We start from the raw sequence: 22,940 nt of genomic DNA, 5'->3' as shown, positions 1-22,940 counted from the left end.
CTCAAATCAGAATACGAGGAAGGCGACAAGGTCACCGTCGCCCAGTGTGCAAACGAGTCAGCCGAAGTCGAGTTTGTTGTCAAGACCATAAAGGAGATGCTTGGAAAGAAGATCAAACGAAGAGACGGGACGGACAATCCCCTTACCTACAAAGACTTTGTCATACTGTCGCGAAGAAAATCGGAGGGAAAAAAATTTGCCAAGTCGCTAAAGGCGCATGGTCTTCCAACCAATTTCATTGGGGAATCCAACATCTTTTCATCCCCAGTCATAAGGGACATGATGGCGTTTTTGCGAATTGCAAACAAGCCAACTGCCGCAGGAATCGAGATTGTCCGCCTGATGAAAAACCATGGAATTTCCGAGATGAACATAGCTAGGATCAACCATGCTGCAATGAAGAGGGCAAGAAACGATCCTACAGACATCGACTTTGTTTTTGAAACACTGAAAAATTGCAACAGTCTTGATGTCACGCAAAAAGACGAGATAGAGGAGATCGCACAGCAGATTCAGAGAATAATTGAGCTTGAGAGCAAGTCTACAATCAGCGAGATGGTATACCAGATAATGGTGTCAGTGTCTGATCTTTACAAGCGACTCATACAGTCAGACACGCCGGAAAACCGAAGGAATCAACTGATACTAAAAGAGTTTTACAACATATCAATAGAATACGAGTCTCTAAATCCCCAAGGGGAGCTTGATGATTTCATAAAGTATCTTTCTCTGATGGGCCAATTTGACATCGAATTAAAAGAGGGTGTTGGCGGGGACGATTCCATACCTGTCACCACCATACATCAGAGCAAGGGTCAAGAGTTTCCGGTGGTTTTCATTGTCGATGTTGCAACTAACAAACTTCCGCTAAGATACCAGGCAAAAAAATTCTATGTTCCAAACGATTTATCCAAAGGGGTCATCAGGGCAGAGGATGAAAAGGAGCTCTATGTGCAAGAAGAGAGAAGACTGCTCTATGTTGCAATGACAAGAGCGCAAAACCTGCTTTACATAACCTACGCAAAAAGGTATGGCCAGAACATCAGAGAGACAAAGCCTTCAAAGTTCCTAGAGGACTTGAAATTTGACAAAAATCCTCTCATCAATGTCGTAGAATACCAAGGCCAAAGCGGAGAAGCTTTACTTGAAGAGGAAAAGAAAATCGAGAGAATAAAGCAGGACCTTCAGACAAAAGCGGTGAGGTCGCTCAACCAGATGCACCTAAAGAGCGCCATTCAAAGAATAATCGAGCTTGCCAAGGTAAAGTACTTTGAGGAGAACGGGACAATTCAGAATTTCAAGCCAGAAGACATTCTGAAAATAGACAACAGCGACACAAGTCTGGATGATGAGATTCAAGGAAAGAGAACCCCTGTAATTAACAAAGACGAACTAAGACTGAGTGCATCGAAAATCAAGACATACCTTGATTGCCCACTGAAATTCAAATTTGCGCACATATTGCAGGTGCCCACTCCTCCCAAGCCATACTTTGATCTGGGAAGCGCAGTACACGCAGTAGCAGAGCATCTGACAAAACTCCAGCTTGAGGGGACATCTCCAACGGAAGAACTTGCATTTGAGATACTTGCAAGAGAGTGGAACTCAAGCGGATTCCAGAACGATACTCAGGAGAACCAGTCAAAGGAGAAAGCAAGGGAGATGATCAGGACATACCTCAAGTGGGTAAAAGAAAATCCAAATTCGCCAGTGGCAGTAGAGCAGAGATTCACCGTGGAAATAGGCGGTGTTCCGTTTAACGGTTTTATCGACAGGGTGGAAAAAACCCCAGACGGCAAGTTCGAGGTCATTGATTTTAAGACAGGCGGAATCTATGAAAACAGCAAATCAGTCAGGGAAGATCCACAGATGAACATCTATGCCTTGGGTGTGGAAAAACTATACGGTAAGAAGCCGCAAAAGACTTCGCTGTTTTATCTAAAGCATGACAAAATTGTAGAGAATCCAATCGAAGAGCAACAAGTCGAGAAGGTCAGGCAGGCCATTGATGAAAAAGTCAAATCTATTCTAAATGAAGAGTTTGAGGCAACACCTAGCTATCAGACTTGCAGGATGTGCGACTTTTGGAGCATTTGTGATCAGAAGGAAGTTGACGAATAATACTTCCAAAAACACGTATTTTGTTAATATCCACGCAACTTGCAATTAACAAAAAAGTGTAGGCCCTCGAGGGGCGTTGTGTAATTAGTTTGATTCCCCAGTTGATTTCGATCAAAAAGAAAAAAGAGGATTATTTTATGGTGTTGTGGAATCGTATGTTGCCCCAGAGTTGACTGCGGTTACTGGCTTTTTCATGTCATGTGGTACAAAGATCTTTACTGAACCACTACATGTTCCGCCATTGCTGTCATCTGCTGTGAGTGTTACAACATAAACTCGTCCATCGCCTGTGCCTGATCTTTCTGCTCTTACTTTGGCAGGCGACAAGGTTGCGTCAGGTGATGTATCTCCATCTCCAAGTCCGTTTGTTGGCTCATCTTGGAATATGCTGCTTACCGTGGTGGTAATCGTATCACCATCTATATCGGTTGCAGACATGGCAGCACCAATTGATACCATCTTGTGGTTTGGTGGCCAAATGTATGGAGTAGTTGTAGTTGGAGTATCACATGTCGGTACATCGTTTACCGGTGTTACTGTTATGGTTACGGTTGCAGAGTTTGATAGTCCGCCATTGCCGTCGGATGCTATGTATGTAAATGTTGTAACCCCGTTGAAGTTTGCTGGTGGTGTGTATGAAACATCTCCTCCATTATTTACAACTGTGCCTATTGTACCTGCGGTATCAATAGAATCAATTGTTAATGGATCGTTTTCAGCATCGCTGTCATTTGTAAGAATGTTTAGGATATTGTTCACTGAATCTTCTGCGACTGGGTATGCATCATCGTTTGCGACTGGCGCTGTGTTGCATCCTTCGTCGATTTGTCCATCATTGTCATTGTCAATTCCGTCTCCGCAGATTTCTTCTGCCGGTGGAATTTCTACAATTCCTGCGCTTGAAAACGTTACATGTTCCCACTGGCCTTGCGCGAATGAACCTGCTTGTCGGCCAATGAATTCAACAGTTGGAGCGTTTGTTACAGAATCCCATCTTAATAGTCCAAGACCGGTTGGTCCTCCACCAAATTCTTGTGTAAGCAGGATTTCCCCTTCTACACTATCAAATGATGAAGCTGGAACCCCAAGCAACCTACTAGTTCCAAAGTTGACACCAAAAAAGTTTTCATTTTCTGGTATCAAGTCAATGTCTTCTATGTTAAATGGTATTGTCCAAAACTGTACACTTCCTGATGTATCTACAGCATAAACGCGTCCTTGTCCTTCAGCACCGGCAATTATTTTCCCTGCCAAGCCACCAAATTGTGGATCTCTTGGTACGGTCATTACACCTTCAAGATGCACGTTGACGTCAGCTAGTTTAGTTGGGATTCCTGTAGAGTTGATTCGCCAAACTTCGCCTGCAGTTGTTGCGACAACTAGATCACCGCCAAATTCACCAGTTCTGTCAACGTAAAGACTGCCTCTCATCAAACCGTTTCCGGTTCCTGGGAGATTAACCCATGGATTGACAAATGTTCCGTCTGGATTAACTTTGGCAATTTGGCCATCAATTCCATTTCCAGTAAACATTGTTCCTGCTACAAATCCTCCAAGACTTAGGCCATCTGAAGTAGACACTCCATCGTCTCTGGCAGTTGCAATCTTTACTTCGTCAGTAAAGCCAGAAAGGCTTGAAAATCCAGTTCTTGAACCATCAGCTGCTACCAGTTCAAAGTTTCGTGGTATTCCGCCTGCATAGTTGACACTGATTACTACCTTGTCTGGCGTTCCTTCGAAATGATCGATTCCGATTGGGTTGTTAAATGGTGTAGAGATTGGTGTAAATGATACATCAAGTGCAAACGCTTGTGATGTTGCACTGATTGTCAAAACTACGGCAAGTGATGTCATTAGTACGGTATTTGAAATTATTTTTGTCATTAATTATGTTCATCATAACATCATAATAAAAAGCTGATCAACATAGTATACAGTAATAACCTACAACTAAGATCAAACTATTTGTAACTGTAACATACGAATTAAGAGTATTCGCGATCGGATTTCCTGAAAAATTTATTTTAAGGAAGGCCCTTGAGGTTACCACGATCACCGGTTTGTGTCCCTTTCACTATTGAAGGATTGTTTGTTTTTGGTTTGTCCTTCAAATCTTGAGTTTTGTATACCTGACAGAACTATTTAGCTTTTGCTAAACCAATGTGATGCTTCACCTATCTTGACTTTTGCAGAAGAATAAGATGCGAATCATTTTTTCTTGCAATATTCAGCTAATCGATTTGCAAAATAATCCCAACCATAACTATGTTCTTTGAATAATTCATGAGGTTTGCCCGTAAATCCTGAGTGTATCATAGTGACCCTGGTCTTATTTTGCCCTATTTGTTCAAGACTCCAAGTAACTATAGTTCTTGGAAAGTCTGGAATATCTTGTGGAGTCCATGTATATGATAGTTTTTTGTTTGGTACGAATTCTATTATTTCACCCTCTGGAAAAAAATCCCTGTCAACGGGTTTTGCGCCTTTTGAAAAGAAAGTAAACTTTATTTTTCCTCCTACTTTCGGTTCTAAAATGGCCTGATCAGGGAACCATTGTGTGATTTCTTCTTGGATGGATAACGCCCTGAAGATAACTTCCGGAGAGGCATTGATTTCAATTGTCTTTCTTATCTCAAGCTCGCTCATTGTTTTTTCTTTTTTCCTTGTTTTCAACAAATTCCTTTAGTGAGTCTAGCTTGTAGCCCCACATGTTCTCAAAGAACTTCAGCAAGTCAAGCGCTTGTTTTTGGTTTATTGAATAGAATTTGTTCTTACCATGTTTTTGCTCTGATATCAAATCCGCCTCTTTTAGAACGCGCAAATGAGTAGAAACGGCTGGCAAGCTAAATTCAAAATGTTCGGAAATCTGGCTTGGGGTCATTTCCTTGCGTTTCAATAAAAGAAGTATTTGCCTGCGAGAATCATCAGATAATGCTTTCCAAGGTGAGCCCATAAGATTTAATAATTAAACAAATATTTAATTGTTTAATGATCACCTGTTCAAGCTGTACCACAATAAACTGGAAAAGACTAGCAATAGCAATTCCAATAACTACCATTGTGAACATGTTCGTTTTGTATGGATTGTTTATGAATCCAATATCACAGAGTGTGATTTTTAGTAATACTCTTGATCAGAGTCCAAAACTTGTTGCAGTTTGGAATACGTTGGAACCTGTTCCGCAGGCATCATCTTTGCTTCCAGCACTGTTAATCACTCCTGTAATCTTTAGCTTCTTTTTTGCAGTATTGTATGATTCGATACCAGGACATGGGAAAATAAAGAAAGGTTTTGCGTATGGAATAATACTTTGGGGAACGATTGCGGTGTTTTTTGAGCTTTTCACACCGTTGGGGTTATTTGGTGAACCATTACACCTGTTAGCCTATGAATTATCACTATGGTTTGTTGGCTTGGTAATTGTAAGTCTTGTTCTTTCTGGAGTATACACCAGAAAACAAATTACAAATGTCTAATTATAATTCCCTAAAAAATAAAGTTGCAGAAATACCAAAAGTCACAACAAAGCCAATGTTCGGTTACCAATGTTATTCCATTTTTGGCAAATTTTTTGTGGGCTTTAGCAACAAAAATGACTGGCAGGTAATTGTCAGATTATCAAAAGAAGAGCAACAAACCGCAATCAAAACAAATGGAATCAAGCCGTTTTCTCATGGTGCAAAGATTGGTTGGATTGAAATCGACACGAATTACGTTCCCACCAGTAGTGCATTAAAGTGGATCAAAAGAGGACACGAACACACAAAGATTCTTGCCAAACAATAACCGTTAACATCCATATTTCTAGAATGGAATTCCAATCACAAAAGTGCAAAATGTCCAACTCTAACTATAATCCTCCCCAAATGGAGCGGGTGATAAAGTCTGAACTCAACATTCATTTTGTTTATTCAAAAATCAGGTTCAAGGCTCTTTGAGGGACTACAATCGTTGGTTTGTGTCCCTCAATTTTGCAAAAAATTAGGCACTGTTTTGACGAAATTTTTTCAGGAAAGTTATGTAGGCCCTCGAGGGGCGTCATCTAATTAGTTTGATTCCCCCAAGTTTTGCGCAGTACCATTTCTAATTATGCAGGCGAACATATCTGTGGTTGCAGATTTTGTACTTTTTTCCAATAATCAAAATATTATGGGCAGTCATTGCCGACTGGATAATTCGAGAAAATTGTTTGCGGCCTCTTTGTACAGGTCCACTATAACTAGTCAATATCCAAATAGGTAAAAAACGATAATATTGTAAATTTGTCTATGATTTATTTTTTGTACTAGTTCGAACGGATTTTTTTATCAAGACCAAGATTACAAAACCAATCAGGCTAAAGATCACTAAAAGTAAAATACCAAAAACATTTGCCAAGGATTGAAAAAGGTTCATTCCAAAAAATTCTTGATTTATTTTTGGCACTAAAAATAATGAATTTAGAAATTCTGATGCAGGAAATTCTTCTTTTTGTCCAGAAACCAAGACATATTTTGTATTTTCCTCACCGCTGATTTTTATAACATAGCTACCAGGCGGCAAGGCCACATGGATTGATGGGCCTGAAAGATAATTTGCATTGCCAAAATCTTCATGGAATTTCTCCCATCTGTGTTGCGAACCGTTCAGATATGCCAGCTGCAAACCAGAATCATCTGTTAATTCCAGACTAGTGTTTGTGCTTTGCGCTGCAATATCAGGCACTTGTAGACTCAAATAAAGCTCAAATTCCTTTGTGGAATTAATTCCATAGTATTCATTGAATTGTTCAAGTTGTGCATAGTATGCCTTGGATATTTCTGGCTCTTCAATCAATATTGGAGCATTTGCAGAGCTTGCCTTATCAACTATCAACCGCGGTTGATGTGCAGATACGGTTGAAATTAACGATAAAGATATCAAACAAATAATGAGGATCAAAAGTTTTTTCAATTTCTTGATCTGACTATATCAGAGGGGTCTCCCTCTGAATTGTTTTGATTGTATTTTGTGAAATACATTATGTGAGGCTGCTATTGCCAAGCTTACAATTATCACGCCGACAAAATTACGGATTGTCATTTCCAGATTTGGTGGTCTAGCAATGATATAATCGTGAAATACAACATAGTAATTATCAAACAACCAGAAAGGCAACGTTATCCAAGATACAACGCCTGCAATTAGATATCCTAATCTTGTTTTGTTATTTACAAATATTATTGAGCTTATTATAGCAATAAACCAAATTGCAGATACTGTAAGCCATCCAATCTGGTATACATCTGTCCTATCATCCAACCAATAGTATGTAGTGCCAATAAACGCCATTGCCAAAAGAGAAATCATTAGTAGTTTTTGATTTAGAATAAAACTAGTCCTGTTTTCTTTAGCTTCTTCCGGTGGTGGACTGAGTTTCATTTCCTCAGTTGCAATGTGTATTGCCTCCCTAACGGATTTTAGTTGAATTGGGATTATACTTTTGATTGAATCATCGTTTACTACGGTATCATGAACTAAGCTATCAATTAGCGGCCTTGCAAGCGAAGCCTTTACTGGAGTTATAAGATCTACCCAATATGACGAAAGCCTAGTGGTCAAAAATGGAATCTGGATTACAAAAAGATTTTTATTTAAATATGCAGAATATAGTCTCATTAATTCCTCATAGGTTAATCTTTCAGGTCCACCAATGTCAAATGTTCTACCTGTGGTTTCTGCTTTTTCCATGCAACCAATCAGATATTCAATTACATCGTCAACAGCTATTGGTTGAGCGAGTGATTTTACCCAGCGTGGGCAAACCATTATTCGTAAACGCTCAACTAAGTAACGAAGCATTGCATAAGATCCTCCGCCCGCACCAATAATTAATGATGCCCGAAGTTGCGTCACCGGAATACTGCCAGAGGACAGAATTTCTCCTACTTCTTTTCTACTTTTCATGTGAGGTGAAAGATCAAGGCTTTCATTGACCAATCCACCAAGATAGATTATTTTTTTTACGCCTGCCTTTGTAGCTGCTTTCAAGAAGTTTTGTGCTTGTATTCTTTCTCTTGTTGCAAACTCTCTCCAATGATTTTTGTCACCTTCCATAGAATGAACAAGATAATACGCAGTCTCTATTCCATTCAGTGCGACTTCCAATTCATTTTGATTAAATAGATCAGCCTTTACAAATTTTAAATTATTGCCATCGTTTCTAGCATTTCTTGATAAGGCTTTTACAGAATAACCTCTCTCGATAAGAGAAGAAAGCAGTCTTGAACCAATGAATCCAGTTGCTCCTGTCACCAAAATATTGTAAGGGGTAGACTGAGTAAATTGCATATTATCTGTTTTCTGCATCATTTACTTCTCCACCTAACTGTATGAGTCGTGGTTTTGGTTTTTTGTATTCATCCTATTATGCCTCATAATTTGTTTTTCACTTTTGAAGTTATAAACTAGTGACAATGTTAATTTCTAGTGCCAACACAGGATTTTAAACTGAAATCAATGCATACGCACAGCAGAAATCCACAATATTAGCACTAGACGATTCACTTGGCAGTATTTTATATGAAAAATAATCTCCAAAACACACATGAGAAAAAGACCTAACGTTCTTACTGCCTTGGGGTTTTGTTCTTGGTTTCGGCTGCAATAATACCAATTCAGAATTTGTTAGTGTGGGGTCCAGACTATCTATATTGGTTTTATATCTCCCCAGACATCACTGCGGAAAAAATCTCAATTGGAGTAATCATACTGGGCCTTGCCTTTGTCACATTAGGATACAAAAAGGCAGACTCGTTGTATTCTGCCAGGTGAGTTGTTTTCTTAGATCAACCACGAGTAAAGATGAGTTTTATGCCACAGAGATTTTGACCAAAATTCTTACTTTAGGAAACAATTCTTGCAACCGTATATTCCCAGCTTGTGAGATTCGCATTTGGATTGATCTCGATTTGAATCGGAATTATAAATGAAGAAAAAGTTAGACAAATTCTTCAGACAGAATTAAGATCGTTATCGATTCTTTGCATTGGATATCCACAAAAGAATCTCCCGCCAAGATCAAGGCGTAATCTAAAGAACTTAGCTCGAGTCACAGAATAAACTCTCCAATATTTGTTTTGGATATCATCATATCAGGAAATGTCTTTTGTATGATTCTTGCCATACATCCCAGAGATGTTTTCACACCATCAGTTTTTTCTGGATCGGTTCCAGGATACAATCGAATGGTCGTCTTTTCCTCTTTTGCAAATATCTCAATTAGGAATTGTTGATTTTTCTCATCAATGACTACAGTAGGAATTAGTGCTGATTTTTTGTTCTTAGATAAAAAGAAATCATTTAGCTTGATTATGCATGGTTCCTTTGTTACAAACGGAACAAAATCAGCATAAAGAGCATCCAAGTTTATTGTTTTATCAAAGACGACATGAGGAATTTTAGCTCGCCCCTGATTCTCTGTGTCTTGCTTTTGATCTTAGTCTGGAACCGCAGCAAGGACAGCACACAGTATCAACTCGTAGGTACAAGGAACAAGTGCTGCATCTCCTTTGTCCTATATCATATCTGGATCCGTTTGCAGTTCGTTCCGCTTTGTATTCTATGCAAAATCCTTTGCATGATGCAGACATGATATGATTATTCTTGATTTTTATTTAAGCCAAAGATGATCTTTCTTTCTAGTGCCAATTAGTCAGTAAATCAGAAAACTAGCACAAAAAGAAACTTTATCACTAATTCATACAGCGAATTTGCAGAATGAAATACTCCATCAAACTTTTGGCTTTGATCGTAGCAACCCGTTTGGTCTTGTGTTAGCATATCTGCATCAACATATGCAGAAGATGTAAAAAAGACAAATGGCGTGAAGATATGAAAAGATGGAACGCTTGAATGATGAGATCGAGAGAAAGTATTCAGGGATCTAAGAAGATCATCAAAAATTGGCATTAGAGATATAAATTTGATTAGTTGCTAAACCATAATTATTTGAAAAACGAGTTCTTCGATTGGCATTGCCTAATCAGTTTAATTCCCCATGTGCAGAGTTAAGCATGTGGAAAAAACAAAATATCGTCCGGTACCAGATGGGAATCAATAGTTGGCTACTCAAGGGCAATCAAGTTGATTCAACAATATATGTTGCCAGAACAACTGCAACCGATAAATCTGGAAAAATAGTTGGAAAGGACGATCCTTATTCACAAACAGTCCAAATAATAAAAAATATTGATGAAGCTTTGAAAAACTTTGGTTCAGGCTTAAGCGACGTAGTACGCACACGTATTTTTGTGAGCAACATTGAAAATTGGGAACAGATAGGTAAGGCCCATTTAGAATTTTTCAAAGATGTCAAACCTGTTGCAACAATGGTAGAAATCAGTAGGTTCATTGATCCTGAAATATTAGTAGAAATAGAGGCAGACGCGCTAATCTAAGACAGATATAATTCTAATAATTATAAACAAATGCAATGACGGCATTATTTTTTCAATCAATAATCATGGATCGGACACTGGGGTTGTAGGCCCTTTGCGGAGGTGAAATCTCAGATTTCAGTCCCTCAAATTTTGTTAAAATTTAGGCATGATTTTGACAAAAATTTTCCAAGGAAAATTATGTAGGCCCTCGAGGGGAATCGAACCCCTGTCCGGGGATCCACAGTCCCCTATACTAGCCACTGTACTACGAAGGCCACCTAAAAAAGGTCATTTCACATCAAGTATTAACCTAACTCTGATTTTTGAAAGTTTAATATCATCTGGAAAAATGGTAAAATCATGCAAGGAAAAGGCTGGTTTATTGGAATGGCAATAACTGTAGCGGTAGTTTGGGCAGGGGTAAACTATCTGTTCCCGTGGCGCTAGTCGATTAGCCATCCGCGCTTGTAAAAGTGGAACAGCATGAAAAGTGCGGGGATGCCGGATATTATCAAGACAAAAATGAGCGTGGTGTACGGGCCCAAAAACATCCACGAGCCGGTCTGTATTCCGCCCGGAAGGTTTACGTTCATTCCGTATATGGCAGCAATCACAGATGGTGGAATGGTCAGTGTAAATATGATGGTAAGAACACCGAGTATTTTGTTTGCCTTTTCGGTACTGAGCATAAAGTCAGTGTCCTTGTAGATTTCCATTGTTTCCTTTGCCTCGTCCAGTGTTTCTGCAACTTTGTCTATATGGTCAATTACGTCATCAAAGTGAATGATCAAGTCGTCTTCAGGGTTTGAGAATCGCTGCGTGTTCTTTGATGTCTCCAGCACGATTTTTCTCAACGGATGAACCACCCGCCTCAGAATCGTGATTTCCCGCCTCAGCATTGAGATTTTTTTAGGAGTCGACTTGTTTTCGTCAAATACGTCGTCCTCTATTTCGTCCAGGTTTGCCACGATTCTTCGCAACGTATGCAACAGGTCATCTACCAGAACGTCTACAATTTTGTACAAGAGAAATCCTGGGGATTTTCCAAGTAGCTCGCTTCTGTGCTGTACGTTTTCCTTGCACATGGCAAACATTTCAACCAAAGGCTTTAGATCCCCATAATGAATGGTGACCAGAAAGTCTTTTCCGATAAATATTGCCAGCTGGTTGAATCTAGGCAGTCCTCTCTTTAGAACCATTGGAGGAAAATGCAAAATGATAAAGGAATGATCGTCATAGTTGTCTATTTTTGGAAGCTGAATCTTTGAGATGGAATCGTCCAAGTTCAGCTCGTTAAAGTTGTATGTCTGTCCGAGTTTCACAATTTCTGCCCTGTCGGGGTTTTGAATGTCAATCCAAGAAAATCCATTTCCTTGAATCGTCTCAACGTGACTCTGAACTACGGCATCAGGCTGCGGCTGCTTTCGGAGGTGCGGTAGCTTGCTTGTGAATATGTCCTTTTTCAAATCAGATACTAGCCTTTTGCTATAAATTTAAATTTTTGATTACATGATACGGCAAAACGTAACGTGCGAGAAATTGAAAATGGCGTGACCCCAAGCGCAGAACTCGAGAGATTCCCTCTCACGTCCATAACGCAAAAATGCGTTCATGGTCACAAATTCGTTCTACTGGGTCACGCGCGTCTTATTTGTTAGGATTTGCATCCTTACGCATCGTTTCATATAGGAAATCATCATATTTAAGATTTAATTCAAATTTTTTGAATAAACACAGAATAATATGTAATTTTTCACCATGCGCGATCAACAAACATTTCATATTCCATGGCCATTATGAGTCAGTGATGAGCTGCTCAGGCGAAATTGTAGAACCGGAAAATGACATCATCCAAATAAAATCGTCAATACAGGAGCAGCTAAAAAAGGCAAAGTATGGAGTGTCTGATCACTCCACGGTGGAATTGTGCCACTGGACAAAAAAGTCATTCAAAAACGAGGGCAGCTGCTACAAGCACAAGTTCTACGGGATTTCAACGCATCAGTGCATGGAGTTTTCGCCAGCTGGAATGCACTGTGAAAACAGGTGCGTCTACTGCTGGAGGCCGATGGAGTTTTATGATTCACTAGAAATGGACGCATCCAAAGTTGCAACACCGGAGGAAATACTGACAAAACTAATGAAGGAAAGAGAAAAGCTGATCATGGGCCATTACGGCGACCCAAAGTCGGATACAAAAAAGCTTGACGAGTCGCTGCTCCCAAGCCATTATGCCATATCGCTATCTGGCGAGCCGACAATGTACCCCAGACTGCCAGACCTGATAAAGTACCTAAAAGGCCTAAAGGCTACAAAATCAGTATTCCTAGTAACAAACGGCCAGGAACCTGACATGCTGCAGAGGCTCTCAGACGAGGACGCGCTCCCAACCCAACTATACCTGTCAACAAATGCGGCAGACTACAAGTCGTTTATCGAGATAAACAAGCCAAGGTACAAGGACTCTTGGGAGCGATGGAACCGATCCCTTGAGATGCTATCAAAACTAGACACCAGAACCGTTCTCAGGGTTACGCTGATTAGAAACTATAACAATTCAGATGAAATGATTCCGGCATTTGCCGAGATGGTAAAAAGATCAGATGCCCACTTTATTGAAATAAAATCGTACATGCACATAGGCAGGTCAACTAATCGACTGGACAGATCAGACATGCTAGAATACGAAGAGGTGATGCATTTTTCATCAGAGCTGGCAAAGAAAAGCCAAATCTATTCCGTAATGGACGACAGCCAAGTATCAAGAATCGTAGTCCTGCAGAACAACCGGAGGTTTATCGACCGCTGGATTTCCGCATATCAAACCACCTAGCAAATTTGCCTAGCGCCTTGTACCTGTGCGATATGGTGTTTTTATCATCCAGCTCTGCGTATGTTTTGCTCTTCCCCCTTGGAATGAAAATAGGGTCGTATCCCCAGCCTTTCCCCCTTTGCTTTTTTGATATCACGCCTTTGGTGATTCCCTGGAATAAGACTGGTTTTTTTCCATCGCAGTACGATATTACAGAATGAAACTCGGCTTGCCTTTTTGATTTTACCAGCCTTAAAATTCCCGCATTTCCAATCGTTTTGAAAACATACGACGAATACGGGCCTGGAAATCCCCCCAGAGACTGTATGAACAGTCCGTCATCTTCTACTATGACGGGTTTTTTGCACGATACATACGCGTCAAGTGACTTTTGCGCGGCAATCTCCAAAACGGAATGAGACTGGATCTCAACTGGCGCAAATTCAAAAAAGCCCAGACTCAGATTGAATTTTGACAGGATTTCCCTTGCCTCAGAATACTTGTTCTTGTTAGATGACGCAAAGTACAGATCAAACGACTTGCGCATATCTCCCACGTCCCTCAATTATCGAAACATGATTCAATATCTGATTATATCTAGAATGTCCTACTGCGGATCTGTATCCTTGCAAAAAGCTTGACCAGAGACTCTTCATCACATTTACGTGTGCGCTGTTTAGTATTTCCTTGAACAGCCTAAGATCTACTGCATGGTCCTCGATTTTTGCAGTTCTCTGTGACAGCCCAAAGTCAATTGTGTAAACTTTGCCATTGCTCAAAATGAAATTTGATGTTGTAAGGTCCCCGTGCATTATTCCGTTTTTGTGAAGCGTTCCCGTGATTTTCCCAATTTCCTTGCATGCAAAAACAAGCTTGCTTCCGGTAAGATCGCGCACCACTACTCCCTTGATGTGCTGCATCAATATGGTACAATCGTTGTGATTTACTTGGTACACCAGTGGGGTCCTGATTCCGAATTCCTTTGCCTCAGATAGGATGGTTGATTCCCTAATTGTCCTGCTTTTTCTTATCCGGTCATCTAGGATTTGGTTTCGGTACTGCTTTTTTTTCCTTGTCTTTAGGATTGCCAATGCGTTTTCGTGTTTAGTTAGAAAGATGTCGCCTTCTGCGCCTTTTTTTAGCAATCTCATTGCAATTATGATTTAACCGTAAAATATTAGCTTAACATAGTAAAAGGGGATTGAAAGCTAAGTTTAGCATAATGTTGTACGTATAGTCAAGTCTTTAATTCATCAGGTGTTATTATTGGATAAGAATTGGATGTATCTGGAGATCCTCGTGATTTTATGCCATCTTATGTTAATCTCAACAAAAATACTGCTTTGTATAGAAAAGTCAAAGAAACAATTGATGATTTGAAAAAGAATAAAATTGTAGGATTCAGACTAAAACAAGGGCAAATTCCACAGTATTATGTCAAAAAACATGACATCAACGCAGTTTACAAACTGGATTTGCCAGGCTACTGGCGCCTAATCTATGGCATACTAGTAATTCATGGCGAAAGAAAGGCGCTCTTGATGGAATTGTTTGATCATGATAAATACAATAAGCGATTTGGTTACTAGTACATCTATGTATGTACATATATGCATATATACAACATGTGAATATATGTAACATATCATGAGGTCAAAGATGGTTTCTGCAGAAAAAGGTAAGCGTTTACGATCCCATGACGACATATTCCAGAGCATACAAAAGTACAACCCCACGTTGAAAAATATTCTAAAAGTTGAACAGCTTTTCGCCAAACACAAAGAGTTTGATTCCAAAGTACAGCTGGCAAAGAAATTAGACGTCACCATGAGGCCGCCAGTTCTTAATGTTATTTTGAAATATTTGGAAAGATCAAACAAGATTTTGATTGATGGTGACGGGTCATTGGTCTGGGTTTATGCTAGTCCAAAGGCAAAGAGCAGTTGGGAAAAGGCAGTCAGGCTATGAGTTACGTACGATAACTAGGTAAAATTATAACCTAACCATACAGGATTAAGCTAGTCATGGACGAATCAGAAAAGAAACTAAAGCAGGAAGACTGCAACGAGGACTCGCTGGGAGCAGGAATACTCACACTTACCACAAAAAGAATCGCCTTTGACAAGACCCGGGGAAGGATTGCAGATTTTACAAAAAGAATCGACGAAACCATACTTGATGCCCCGCTTGAAAACATAGTAAAAGCGTGGAAGGAAGGACTGCTCATGAAAAAAGTCTGCATCAAAGTAAAGACCGAGCAGGGTGAAAAAGACTACAAGTTTGGCGTTTTTAGCAACGGCGGATGGCTAAAGGACATCCAAAAGGCACTAGACAGTACCAAGACTCAGTAATCAATTTCTACAGTGTCCAGTCTCCAGGACTGTCTCACAAACGTTTCATCAAGTTTTGCGCCCTTTTTTGCAGTGGCTTCAAGTAACCCAGTCCAGGCAATCTGCGAGCCGCAGTCACCGGCATATTCTATTGGGGACACAAAGAACTTGCATTTTTGCCTCTGGCATATTTTTTTCAGAATTTCTGACAGCCTCTTGTTTGCAGATACTCCGCCAACGATGAGCAGTTCCTTTTTTTCTGTAAACGAAAGCGCCCTTTCTGTTGCCTCGCCAATCATCGCAAATGCGGTTTCCTGGAGAGAATAGCATGCGTCCTTTTGGTTTGAGGAGATTTTTTTTGCAGCCGAAAGCAGCCCTGAAAACGACACGTCGTTTCCCTTTACAACATATGGCAGAGAAACATAGTTTTCCGATTCCAGCGCAAGATCCTCGATTTTTTTCCCGCACGGTGAGGCAAATCCCAGAGAGCGGCCAAACTGATCAAGCAGCTGGCCAAGCGTAGTGTCAAGTGTTTCGCCAAATATGCGCCATTTTTTTTGCTTTAGCGCCGCAAGCATCGTGTGGCCTCCAGACACCAGCAGTACCAGTGGGTCTTTTGCGCCTGTCAGTAATTTTCCAAGCTCAATGTGCCCAATTGCGTGGTTCACGGGATAGATTGGAATCTTGTAGTATGACGAGACGGTCCTGGCAATTACCCCTGCAACTCGTAGACAGGGCCCAAGTCCAGGTCCTGCTGCATACGATATGATATCAATGTCACTTATTTTCAGATTGGCTTTTTTCAGGCACTCCAAAAGAACGTCAGAGCTGTTCTCTATGTGGTGGCGCGACGCCTCCCTTGGATGGATTCCCTGGCCCTCTGGTGGTCGGTATATCTTTCTGACATCGGAGAGGATTTTTCCGCCCTTTTTGTTCTTCTGCACTATTGCGCAGGAAAATGTGTGTGCGGTGCTTTCAATTCCCAGGCAGATCATTTTATCCACGGCTCATGCTAGAGACAATTTTTACCACATCGCCGTCCTTCAGTATGTGGTCTGCGCTTATTCGTAGCTTTGTTTTGGCATCCATTGCAAAGAGGAACCCCTTTGCAAGATCGGCGTGAATGGTTCCGGCCAGATCCTTTGCGTTAGAGCCCGCAAGCAAGAGTCGCGCATCAGGCAAGATTACTCCATCCTTGTTTGAAAGTTTGGCCTCGTCCTCCACTGGGTATACGGTGATGAACTTTAGCAAATCAAATACGGCATAATTAATTGCCTCTTGGATCCCAGTGGTGTGAGTTTTTGAGAGCACCACCTTTACCAGATCCAGTGCCTGCTTTTGCTGCGGATTTAGCGACTGGCTTTGTATTTCAAATGCAGAATCGCCTGGAACATATTTTATCAGCCCCGCCTTTGACGCCTTTCTCAGCAACAGTTCGGACTCCGCACTGCATATCACGACATGATTGTTTTGTTTTATCTTATCAACTACAGACAGGTCCTTGCAAAGATCTGCCTTGTTTGCGGCAACGAGCACCGGCTTTGTTTTCTTTCTTAGCTTTTTTACAAAATCCAAAATATCAGAGTCTGTCCATTCTGCCGGCTTTTTTGCGTGCAGGTTTAGCTCCTTTAAGATTTCAGAGACTTGGAATTCCTTTACGCCAAGACCGCTGAATCTCTTTGTTATTCCGTCAACTAGGTTGGTCGTCTTTTGAGTTATCTCCCTGAGCAGCTTTTGCCATTCCCTGTCAAGGATTTGCTTGAACCACTGGTCAAACTCGTTTTCAACAAACGCAATATCCTCCAGAGGATCATGCGTCCCGACAGGAACCGGCTGGCCCTGGATGTCAGTAGTTCCTGCCACATCCACTACATGGATTAGCACCTCTGCCTGCCTTGCATCATCTAGGAACTTGTTGCCAAGTCCCTTTCCCTCGTGTGCACCTGGGACAAGCCCTGCAACGTCGATTAGCTTAACTGGAACCAGCCTTATCCCGTCAATGCACAGTTCGTTTTGGTGTGCAATCCCAAAGTGCTTGCACGCGCACTTTGTCCTAACGTATGTAACGCCGACGTTTGGCTCAATTGTGGTAAACGGATAGTTCCCAATCGGCACTGCAGTTTCTGTTGCCGCAGAAAAGAAGGTAGATTTTCCGACGTTTGCCTTTCCCAAAAGCCCAATTAGCATTCCACAGTTTGGGAAATTCTTACATCATATTAGCATTGCAGAAATTATAAGGGCACGATTTAGAGTAAAACCCGTTGTCAATTGTGATTACCGGAAACCCGGGCACTGGAAAGCACACCGTATCATCAAGGCTAGCTGACGATCTCGGCTACACCATTTTAGACCTAAACCAGATAGCGATAGAACACGGCATATTTGAAAAAAAAGATTCGACTTTGGATGTGGATACAAAAAAGCTTGCCAGGATAATCAAAAAGTTAATCGCCAAAGACTCCATCATAGTGGGCCACCTGGCGCCATATGTTGTGGAGAAGTCACAAATTAAATTGGCAGTGATCCTACGGAAAAATCCCTACAAATTGATTCCAATATACAAAAAGCGAAACTATTCCAAAAAAAAGCAGACAGAAAACGCCGCAAGCGAGATACTTGGCATAGTGGCGCACGACTCGATTAAGAAATTCGGGTTGTCAAAGTCACGCCAAATAGACACCACCAATCTCACCATAGCACAAACCATAAACAAGGTAAAACGAATTCTAAAAAAGAAATCAAAAAGCGACAGTGTGGACTGGCTTGGAATGGTCGCAAAGAAAAAAGACTTTGCCAGGTTTTTCCCCAACCGGTGATTCCATGTTTGAGATACTAAAGACAGATCTGGCTGCAAGAATCGGAATCCTGCACACAAATCACGGAAAGGTTGAGACACCTGCATTTGTCCCGGTGATTCACCCGGTGACCCAGAGAATCCCCGCGCAAAAACTAAAACAGATGGGCTTTGATCTCGTAATAACAAACGCATACATCACAATGAAGCGCTATGGTGAGGAAGCTGCAAAGCGCGGAATTCACGACATCATAAATTTCGACGGAGCTGTAATGACAGACTCGGGGGGATACCAGGTACTGGAATACGGCGCGGTGGATGTCTCGTCTGCAGACATGGCGTCATTTGAACAAAGGATAATGACAGACATTGCCATTCCGCTTGACAAGCCCACAGGGTACGGCCTTGCAAAGAAAAAGGCAAAAGAATACGTCGACTATACTTTAAAAATTTCAAAGGAAACAATAGACAGCAAAGCAGACAACGGGCAAATCTGGGTTGGCCCAATCCAGGGAGCAGAACACTATGACTTGGTGAAAAAATCAACCAAGGCGCTAGTAGACTATGGGTTTCCGATGTTGGCACTCGGCAGCCCAGTTGAGGTCATGGAGTCGTACGAATACAAGATACTTGCAAAAATGATTGTTGCTGCAAAGCGGCTCGTCCCAGACTCCATCCCGCTGCACCTCTTTGGCGCAGGACATCCGCTCACCATACCAATCGCAATAGCGCTTGGCTGCGACACGTTTGACTCCGCATCATACATGCTGTACGCAAAGCACGACAGGTACATCTCGGAGGACAGGACAAGCCACCTGTCAGAAATCCAGTACTTTTCATGCAACTGCGAAATCTGCACAAAATACACTCCAAAGGAAATGCTTGCCCTGCCGCAGGAGGAGCGAACCACGCACATAGCGCTGCACAACCTGTATTCCATAAAGGCCGAAGTTGACAGGTCAAAGGAGGCAATCCACGAGGGCAGGCTGTGGGAGTACATAGTAAAGAAAATCAGGGCACACCCGAAGCTCTTTGAGTCACTTGAGGTGTTCACGGACAATACTGACTTTTTGACAAAAGGAACCCCCAAGTTCAAGGAAAAGGCGGTCTTTTTGTATTCGCACGAAGACCAGTTCAGGCCCGAGGTAATATCATACCACAACACTGTGAGAAACTTCAAGTCAGACAAGGAGAAGCTTGCCATAATCAGGGACTCGCAGACAAGGCCGTTTTACCTATCAAAGGAATACACGAAAATCAAAAGAAAGCTAAAAAACGACGACACCGTCCAGTACTGCCAGTACAATCCGTTTTTGGGATTAATCCCGCTTGAGATTTCCGACTTGTATCCTGCCGCACAGTATGTGATGTCAAGGCAGAGATTTGCGCCAACTGATTATTCCGAGTTTGAAAAGACGTGGAAAATATTTTTTGCAAAAAACAAATTCAAAACCATATACTTGGAAAACGACGAGTTCCTAAAGCATTATTCCAAAATGATACCGAAAAAGTGCAAAACCAAGTTTCTCAAAAAATAAAAAAGAAAAAAAGACTAAAGAGCTACAGGTTTATAGGCCTGCGTCTTCTGCCCAGCCTTTTACGAATACTCCGTTCTTGTGAAGAGGTACTGGTTGACCAGCTGTGTAGTTCATTGGTCTCATCCAAAAGATGGATTTTGTTGGACAAACTCCAATGCATGCTCCATCGGAGATGCATCTTTCTGGATAAAAGACAAATGCTTTACCTCTCTTCCAACCTTCTACAGGCTTTACACGGAGTACGTCTGGGCCAAGAGATGTACAGATTTCTACGCACAATGCGCAGCCGATACATCTTTGTTCATCGACGTCTGGAAGTATTGCTATTGGCATTTATTTCACTTAACTAAACAAGTCCGTGGTAACTATTTAAACCATAATCAAAATAATTAACAGTGTTATACATTTTGATCGGACAAACGATCAAGTCAAATCAAGAAAAACAAAAGATAAAAAAGATAACCAGATGGTGCGTTACTTTCGCATTGCATCTATTTGACCACTTGTTACCCAATCCAGCAATTCTGCTGCTGTTGGATTTAAGTCGGCCCTTTTATCCATCAGATTTTTTACCCAAACCCAGTTAATCTGGTTTAGTAGTGGTTTGTTTCCCTCGTCGCCTGCACGAACTTTACTGCGTACATCTGCGGGAATTGTATTCCACCATTGGTCAAAAGTTCTACCCATAAACATGGGATCTTAGGTATGACTAATTAAAGCTTTTGAAGATTATATCGTAATCGGAATGATCGCAGTTCCTGTGGCAACCTTTTAACGTAGACGGATCGGCAGTTTAATTCTTGAAGGTAAAAGTATTAGGTGCAGGACAGGAAGTGGGTCGATCTGGCTTTTTGGTAAATTGCGACGGCGCAAATTATCTTTTGGATTACGGCGTACAGCTGTCCAAGCCTCCTCTTGCGCCATTGCACGTGATGCCAAAGGAGGTTGATTCCATTATAATCAGCCATGCACATTTGGATCATTCAGGATATGTCCCAATGATGTACGTAAGCGGGGGATGCGACGTGTTTGCAACTGCGCCCACTTTTGATTTGAGCAGATTACTAATCGAGGACATGCTAAAGCTGGAAAAAGACATGCATCCCTTTGGGCTGCCGGAGGTAAACAAGATGATGAGTCATGCAACCGAAATATCGTTCAAGCAAAAAGTGCAGCGCGGCAACTCGTCATTTGAACTGCGGGACTCTGGCCATGTCGTTGGCGGTGGAACAGTGCTAGTCGAGTCAGAGAACAAGCGATTATTCTATACGGGTGACATAAACGTCAGGGGATCAAGAATGCTCCGCGAGGCGGACTTGGACTTTGGTGAGATAGACCTGCTCATAACGGAAAGTACCTACTCCCAGACAAACCAGATGCCGCGAAAGGAATCAGAAGAAAAGTTCATCGAGTTTGCAAACGAGATCCTAGACCAAAAGGGAACGCTGTTTGTTCCGTCGTTTTCAGTTGAGCGCTCGCAGGAAATTGCATGCGTTTTGAAAAACGCCAAGTTCAAGCACAAAATCATAATGGACGGAATGGCACTGAAGGTAAACGAGATAATTTTGCGATACCCAGAATACTTGAGGGACTATAACGTGTTTTCAGACGCCATCCACAACGCAGTGTGGATTAGCAGCCACGAGGAAAGAATCAGGGAGCTCAAAGAGCCGTGCGTTGTGATATCACCTGCCGGAATGCTTGTCGGCGGAAACGCTGTGTTTTACCTTCAGGAATTGGCATTTAACAAGAAAAACGGAATCGCGCTGGTGTCATACCAGGGGGAGGGAACGCCTGGAAGGAAACTGCTTGACACAGGAAAGGTAATGGTGCAGGGAAGGGAGAAAAAGGCAGATGCGCAGGTCCGCCAGTACGAGTTTTCTGGGCATTCAGACAGGGACGCGCTCTTTGATCTGGTAAAAAGGATAAAGGGAAACCCAAAGGTCCTAACGGTCCACGGCGACGGGCAGTCATGCACCAAATTCGCAGAGGAGATACACGAGAGGTTCGGCTTTGACGCTCATGCCCCAAAGATGGGCGATACCGTAACCATCTAAATTGGAAATCAACTTAGATCAGACAATTAACAGCGGCCAGGTGTTTTTGTGGAAAAAAACAGACAGTACTTGGTACGGGGTGGACGGCCAGAACGTCTTTTCTGCAAGCCAGGACAGGATATCATCGCTAGAAAAAGACGAGTTGGGTTTTTTCAGAGAAAGCGACGACTTGGGGAAAATTTTCAAAGACATATCAAAGGACAGGACCATTAAAAATGCAGTAAAAAAGTTCTCAGGTCTCAGGCTGTTAAGGCAGGACCCCTTCCAGTGCTACATATCGTTTATTGTTTCGTCAAACTCTAGCATTCAAAACATCAGATCGTCATTGCACCACATCTGCGAAAAGTTTGGCAGGAAAACAACGTTCCAAGGAACAAAGTTCCACCTGTTCCCAGAGCCAAAGAGACTGGCAAGGGCAAGCAATGCAGAATTATCGTCATGCGGGTTGGGATACCGAGTGCCATTTGTAAAAAAAGCGGCCATGTCAGTTGCAGAAAAGGAAATCGACTTTGATTTTTTAAAAAAGGCAGACTACCACACCGCAAAGGAATCATTACTTGGAGTGTTTGGAATTGGGAACAAGGTTGCCGACTGCATATTGCTTTTTTCGCTTGACAAGCTGGAGGCATTTCCGCTTGACAGATGGATACTGCGGAGCTTGCAAAATTATTATCCGGAAAAATTCTCATTTGGGGGCAAAACCCTGACAGACAAGAAATATCAGGCACTCCATGACGAGCTAGTGGAATACTTTGGCAGATATGCGGGATATTCCCAGCAATTTCTCTTCAAGATGATACGCGATGAGAATCAGAAGAAATGGCTGTAAAAACCCTCAATACAGCTAGTGTTGACAAGGCAAAAGTTTCAGAGTATGACTATTTGCTC

Annotated in this window: 26 protein-coding genes and 1 tRNA gene; 13 read left to right on the top strand and 14 right to left on the bottom strand. The window is 41.7% G+C overall.

What is annotated here, in order from left to right:
* Positions 1–2,121, top strand: a 2,121-nt coding sequence (locus tag NKMY2_RS03800) for an ATP-dependent DNA helicase (protein ID WP_042684690.1), incomplete at its 5' end; no start/stop codon positions are given.
* A 135-nt stretch (positions 2,122–2,256) separates the two neighbouring features.
* Here the strand turns inward: NKMY2_RS03800 and NKMY2_RS03795 are convergent.
* From NKMY2_RS03795 to NKMY2_RS03785, 3 genes are all read right to left on the bottom strand, one after another.
* A complete protein-coding gene (locus tag NKMY2_RS03795; RefSeq protein WP_042684688.1) occupies positions 2,257–4,005 on the bottom strand; it encodes a cadherin-like domain-containing protein in 1,749 nt (582 codons plus the stop codon).
* Positions 4,006–4,329: 324 nt separating this feature from the next.
* Positions 4,330–4,767, bottom strand: coding sequence for an SRPBCC family protein (locus tag NKMY2_RS03790; protein ID WP_042684685.1), 438 nt, complete (start codon positions 4,765–4,767; stop codon positions 4,330–4,332).
* Positions 4,754–5,074 (bottom strand): metalloregulator ArsR/SmtB family transcription factor, encoded by a 321-nt coding sequence (locus NKMY2_RS03785; protein ID WP_042684683.1) that lies wholly within the window; start codon positions 5,072–5,074, stop codon positions 4,754–4,756. The genes NKMY2_RS03790 and NKMY2_RS03785 overlap by 14 nt, the downstream gene beginning before the upstream one ends.
* A gap of 35 nt (positions 5,075–5,109) precedes the next feature.
* Here NKMY2_RS03785 and NKMY2_RS03780 point away from each other — a divergent pair, with 35 nt between their 5' ends.
* Positions 5,110–5,598 carry a hypothetical protein gene (locus NKMY2_RS03780; protein WP_042684680.1) on the top strand — a complete coding sequence of 163 codons (489 nt, stop codon included), beginning with the start codon at positions 5,110–5,112 and terminating at the stop codon, positions 5,596–5,598.
* The gene (locus NKMY2_RS03775) at positions 5,591–5,908 is read left to right on the top strand and encodes a hypothetical protein (protein ID WP_042684677.1); all 318 of its coding nucleotides are present in this window, start codon (positions 5,591–5,593) and stop codon (positions 5,906–5,908) included. Before NKMY2_RS03780 ends, NKMY2_RS03775 begins: the two co-directional genes overlap by 8 nt.
* A 480-nt stretch (positions 5,909–6,388) precedes the next feature.
* On the opposite strand, the gene NKMY2_RS03770 is transcribed toward NKMY2_RS03775, so the two are convergent.
* Together NKMY2_RS03770 and NKMY2_RS03765 are read right to left on the bottom strand one after the other, a co-directional pair.
* Positions 6,389–7,054 carry a hypothetical protein gene (locus NKMY2_RS03770; RefSeq protein WP_157832436.1) on the bottom strand — a complete coding sequence of 222 codons (666 nt, stop codon included), beginning with the start codon at positions 7,052–7,054 and terminating at the stop codon, positions 6,389–6,391.
* A gap of 18 nt (positions 7,055–7,072) precedes the next feature.
* Positions 7,073–8,452: an NAD-dependent epimerase/dehydratase family protein gene (locus tag NKMY2_RS03765; RefSeq protein ID WP_420887344.1), complete on the bottom strand. Its 1,380-nt coding sequence runs from the start codon at positions 8,450–8,452 to the stop codon at positions 7,073–7,075.
* 279 nt (positions 8,453–8,731) lie between these two features.
* Between NKMY2_RS03765 and NKMY2_RS03760 the strand changes: the two genes are divergently transcribed.
* Positions 8,732–8,914 carry a hypothetical protein gene (locus NKMY2_RS03760; protein WP_052347493.1) on the top strand — a complete coding sequence of 61 codons (183 nt, stop codon included), beginning with the start codon at positions 8,732–8,734 and terminating at the stop codon, positions 8,912–8,914.
* A 277-nt stretch (positions 8,915–9,191) separates the two neighbouring features.
* Here the strand turns inward: NKMY2_RS03760 and NKMY2_RS03755 are convergent, their stop codons facing one another.
* A complete protein-coding gene (locus NKMY2_RS03755; RefSeq protein ID WP_238549760.1) occupies positions 9,192–9,506 on the bottom strand; it encodes a hypothetical protein in 315 nt (104 codons plus the stop codon).
* 649 nt (positions 9,507–10,155) lie between these two features.
* Between NKMY2_RS03755 and NKMY2_RS03745 the strand changes: the two genes are divergently transcribed.
* Positions 10,156–10,539: a RidA family protein gene (locus NKMY2_RS03745; protein ID WP_320408951.1), complete on the top strand. Its 384-nt coding sequence runs from the start codon at positions 10,156–10,158 to the stop codon at positions 10,537–10,539.
* Positions 10,540–10,724: 185 nt separating this feature from the next.
* Here the strand turns inward: NKMY2_RS03745 and NKMY2_RS03740 are convergent.
* Together NKMY2_RS03740 and NKMY2_RS03735 are read right to left on the bottom strand one after the other, a co-directional pair.
* Positions 10,725–10,796: transfer RNA gene (locus NKMY2_RS03740), tRNA-His, on the bottom strand.
* A 168-nt stretch (positions 10,797–10,964) separates the two neighbouring features.
* Entirely contained in the window at positions 10,965–11,987 is a 1,023-nt protein-coding gene (locus NKMY2_RS03735) for a magnesium transporter CorA family protein (RefSeq protein ID WP_042684668.1), read from the bottom strand.
* A gap of 341 nt (positions 11,988–12,328) precedes the next feature.
* Here NKMY2_RS03735 and twy1 point away from each other — a divergent pair, with 341 nt between their 5' ends.
* A complete protein-coding gene (twy1, locus tag NKMY2_RS03730) occupies positions 12,329–13,354 on the top strand; it encodes a 4-demethylwyosine synthase TYW1 (protein ID WP_042684666.1) in 1,026 nt (341 codons plus the stop codon).
* Here twy1 and rdgB read toward each other — a convergent pair.
* Both rdgB and NKMY2_RS03720 read right to left on the bottom strand, forming a co-directional pair.
* Positions 13,317–13,880 (bottom strand): RdgB/HAM1 family non-canonical purine NTP pyrophosphatase, encoded by a 564-nt coding sequence (rdgB, locus tag NKMY2_RS03725; protein WP_042684662.1) that lies wholly within the window; start codon positions 13,878–13,880, stop codon positions 13,317–13,319. The two genes, twy1 and rdgB, sit on opposite strands and share 38 nt — an antisense overlap.
* Positions 13,864–14,484, bottom strand: a complete 621-nt coding sequence (locus NKMY2_RS03720) for a KEOPS complex kinase/ATPase Bud32 (protein ID WP_042684660.1) — start codon at positions 14,482–14,484, stop codon at positions 13,864–13,866. Before NKMY2_RS03720 ends, rdgB begins: the two co-directional genes overlap by 17 nt.
* A 156-nt stretch (positions 14,485–14,640) precedes the next feature.
* Between NKMY2_RS03720 and NKMY2_RS03715 the strand changes: the two genes are divergently transcribed.
* From NKMY2_RS03715 to NKMY2_RS03705, 3 genes are read left to right on the top strand one after another with little or no spacing between them, the layout of a single operon-like run.
* Entirely contained in the window at positions 14,641–14,922 is a 282-nt protein-coding gene (locus tag NKMY2_RS03715) for a hypothetical protein (protein ID WP_042684658.1), read from the top strand.
* Between the two features lie 58 nt (positions 14,923–14,980).
* Positions 14,981–15,301: a hypothetical protein gene (locus tag NKMY2_RS03710; RefSeq protein WP_052347492.1), complete on the top strand. Its 321-nt coding sequence runs from the start codon at positions 14,981–14,983 to the stop codon at positions 15,299–15,301.
* Positions 15,302–15,357: 56 nt separating this feature from the next.
* Positions 15,358–15,684, top strand: coding sequence for a hypothetical protein (locus tag NKMY2_RS03705; RefSeq protein WP_042684655.1), 327 nt, complete (start codon positions 15,358–15,360; stop codon positions 15,682–15,684).
* Here the strand turns inward: NKMY2_RS03705 and kae1 are convergent.
* Both kae1 and NKMY2_RS03695 read right to left on the bottom strand, forming a co-directional pair.
* Positions 15,678–16,658: a KEOPS complex N(6)-L-threonylcarbamoyladenine synthase Kae1 gene (gene kae1 / locus NKMY2_RS03700; protein WP_042684653.1), complete on the bottom strand. Its 981-nt coding sequence runs from the start codon at positions 16,656–16,658 to the stop codon at positions 15,678–15,680. The two genes, NKMY2_RS03705 and kae1, sit on opposite strands and share 7 nt — an antisense overlap.
* A 1-nt stretch (position 16,659) precedes the next feature.
* Entirely contained in the window at positions 16,660–17,850 is a 1,191-nt protein-coding gene (locus NKMY2_RS03695) for a redox-regulated ATPase YchF (protein ID WP_042684650.1), read from the bottom strand.
* Positions 17,851–17,933: 83 nt separating this feature from the next.
* On the opposite strand from NKMY2_RS03695, the gene NKMY2_RS03690 reads away from it, so the two are divergent.
* Complete coding sequence (locus tag NKMY2_RS03690) at positions 17,934–18,479, top strand: adenylate kinase family protein (RefSeq protein ID WP_238549761.1); 546 nt, start codon at positions 17,934–17,936, stop codon at positions 18,477–18,479.
* A gap of 4 nt (positions 18,480–18,483) precedes the next feature.
* Complete coding sequence (gene tgtA, locus NKMY2_RS03685) at positions 18,484–19,995, top strand: tRNA guanosine(15) transglycosylase TgtA (RefSeq protein ID WP_042684647.1); 1,512 nt, start codon at positions 18,484–18,486, stop codon at positions 19,993–19,995.
* A gap of 30 nt (positions 19,996–20,025) precedes the next feature.
* On the opposite strand, the gene NKMY2_RS03680 is transcribed toward tgtA, so the two are convergent.
* A complete protein-coding gene (locus tag NKMY2_RS03680) occupies positions 20,026–20,328 on the bottom strand; it encodes an ATP-binding protein (RefSeq protein WP_042684645.1) in 303 nt (100 codons plus the stop codon).
* A gap of 141 nt (positions 20,329–20,469) precedes the next feature.
* Positions 20,470–20,682 (bottom strand): hypothetical protein, encoded by a 213-nt coding sequence (locus NKMY2_RS03675; RefSeq protein ID WP_042684805.1) that lies wholly within the window; start codon positions 20,680–20,682, stop codon positions 20,470–20,472.
* A 113-nt stretch (positions 20,683–20,795) separates the two neighbouring features.
* Here NKMY2_RS03675 and NKMY2_RS03670 point away from each other — a divergent pair, with 113 nt between their 5' ends.
* Complete coding sequence (locus NKMY2_RS03670) at positions 20,796–22,052, top strand: MBL fold metallo-hydrolase (RefSeq protein ID WP_042684642.1); 1,257 nt, start codon at positions 20,796–20,798, stop codon at positions 22,050–22,052.
* Between the two features lies 1 nt (position 22,053).
* The gene (locus tag NKMY2_RS03665; RefSeq protein WP_042684639.1) at positions 22,054–22,881 is read left to right on the top strand and encodes a DNA-3-methyladenine glycosylase family protein; all 828 of its coding nucleotides are present in this window, start codon (positions 22,054–22,056) and stop codon (positions 22,879–22,881) included.
* The last annotated feature ends 59 nt before the right edge of the window (positions 22,882–22,940 follow it).

The organism is Candidatus Nitrosotenuis chungbukensis, from assembly GCF_000685395.1.
GTDB classification, from domain to species: domain Archaea; phylum Thermoproteota; class Nitrososphaeria; order Nitrososphaerales; family Nitrosopumilaceae; genus Nitrosotenuis; species Nitrosotenuis chungbukensis.
This window is presented reverse-complemented; position numbering and strand designations above follow the sequence as displayed.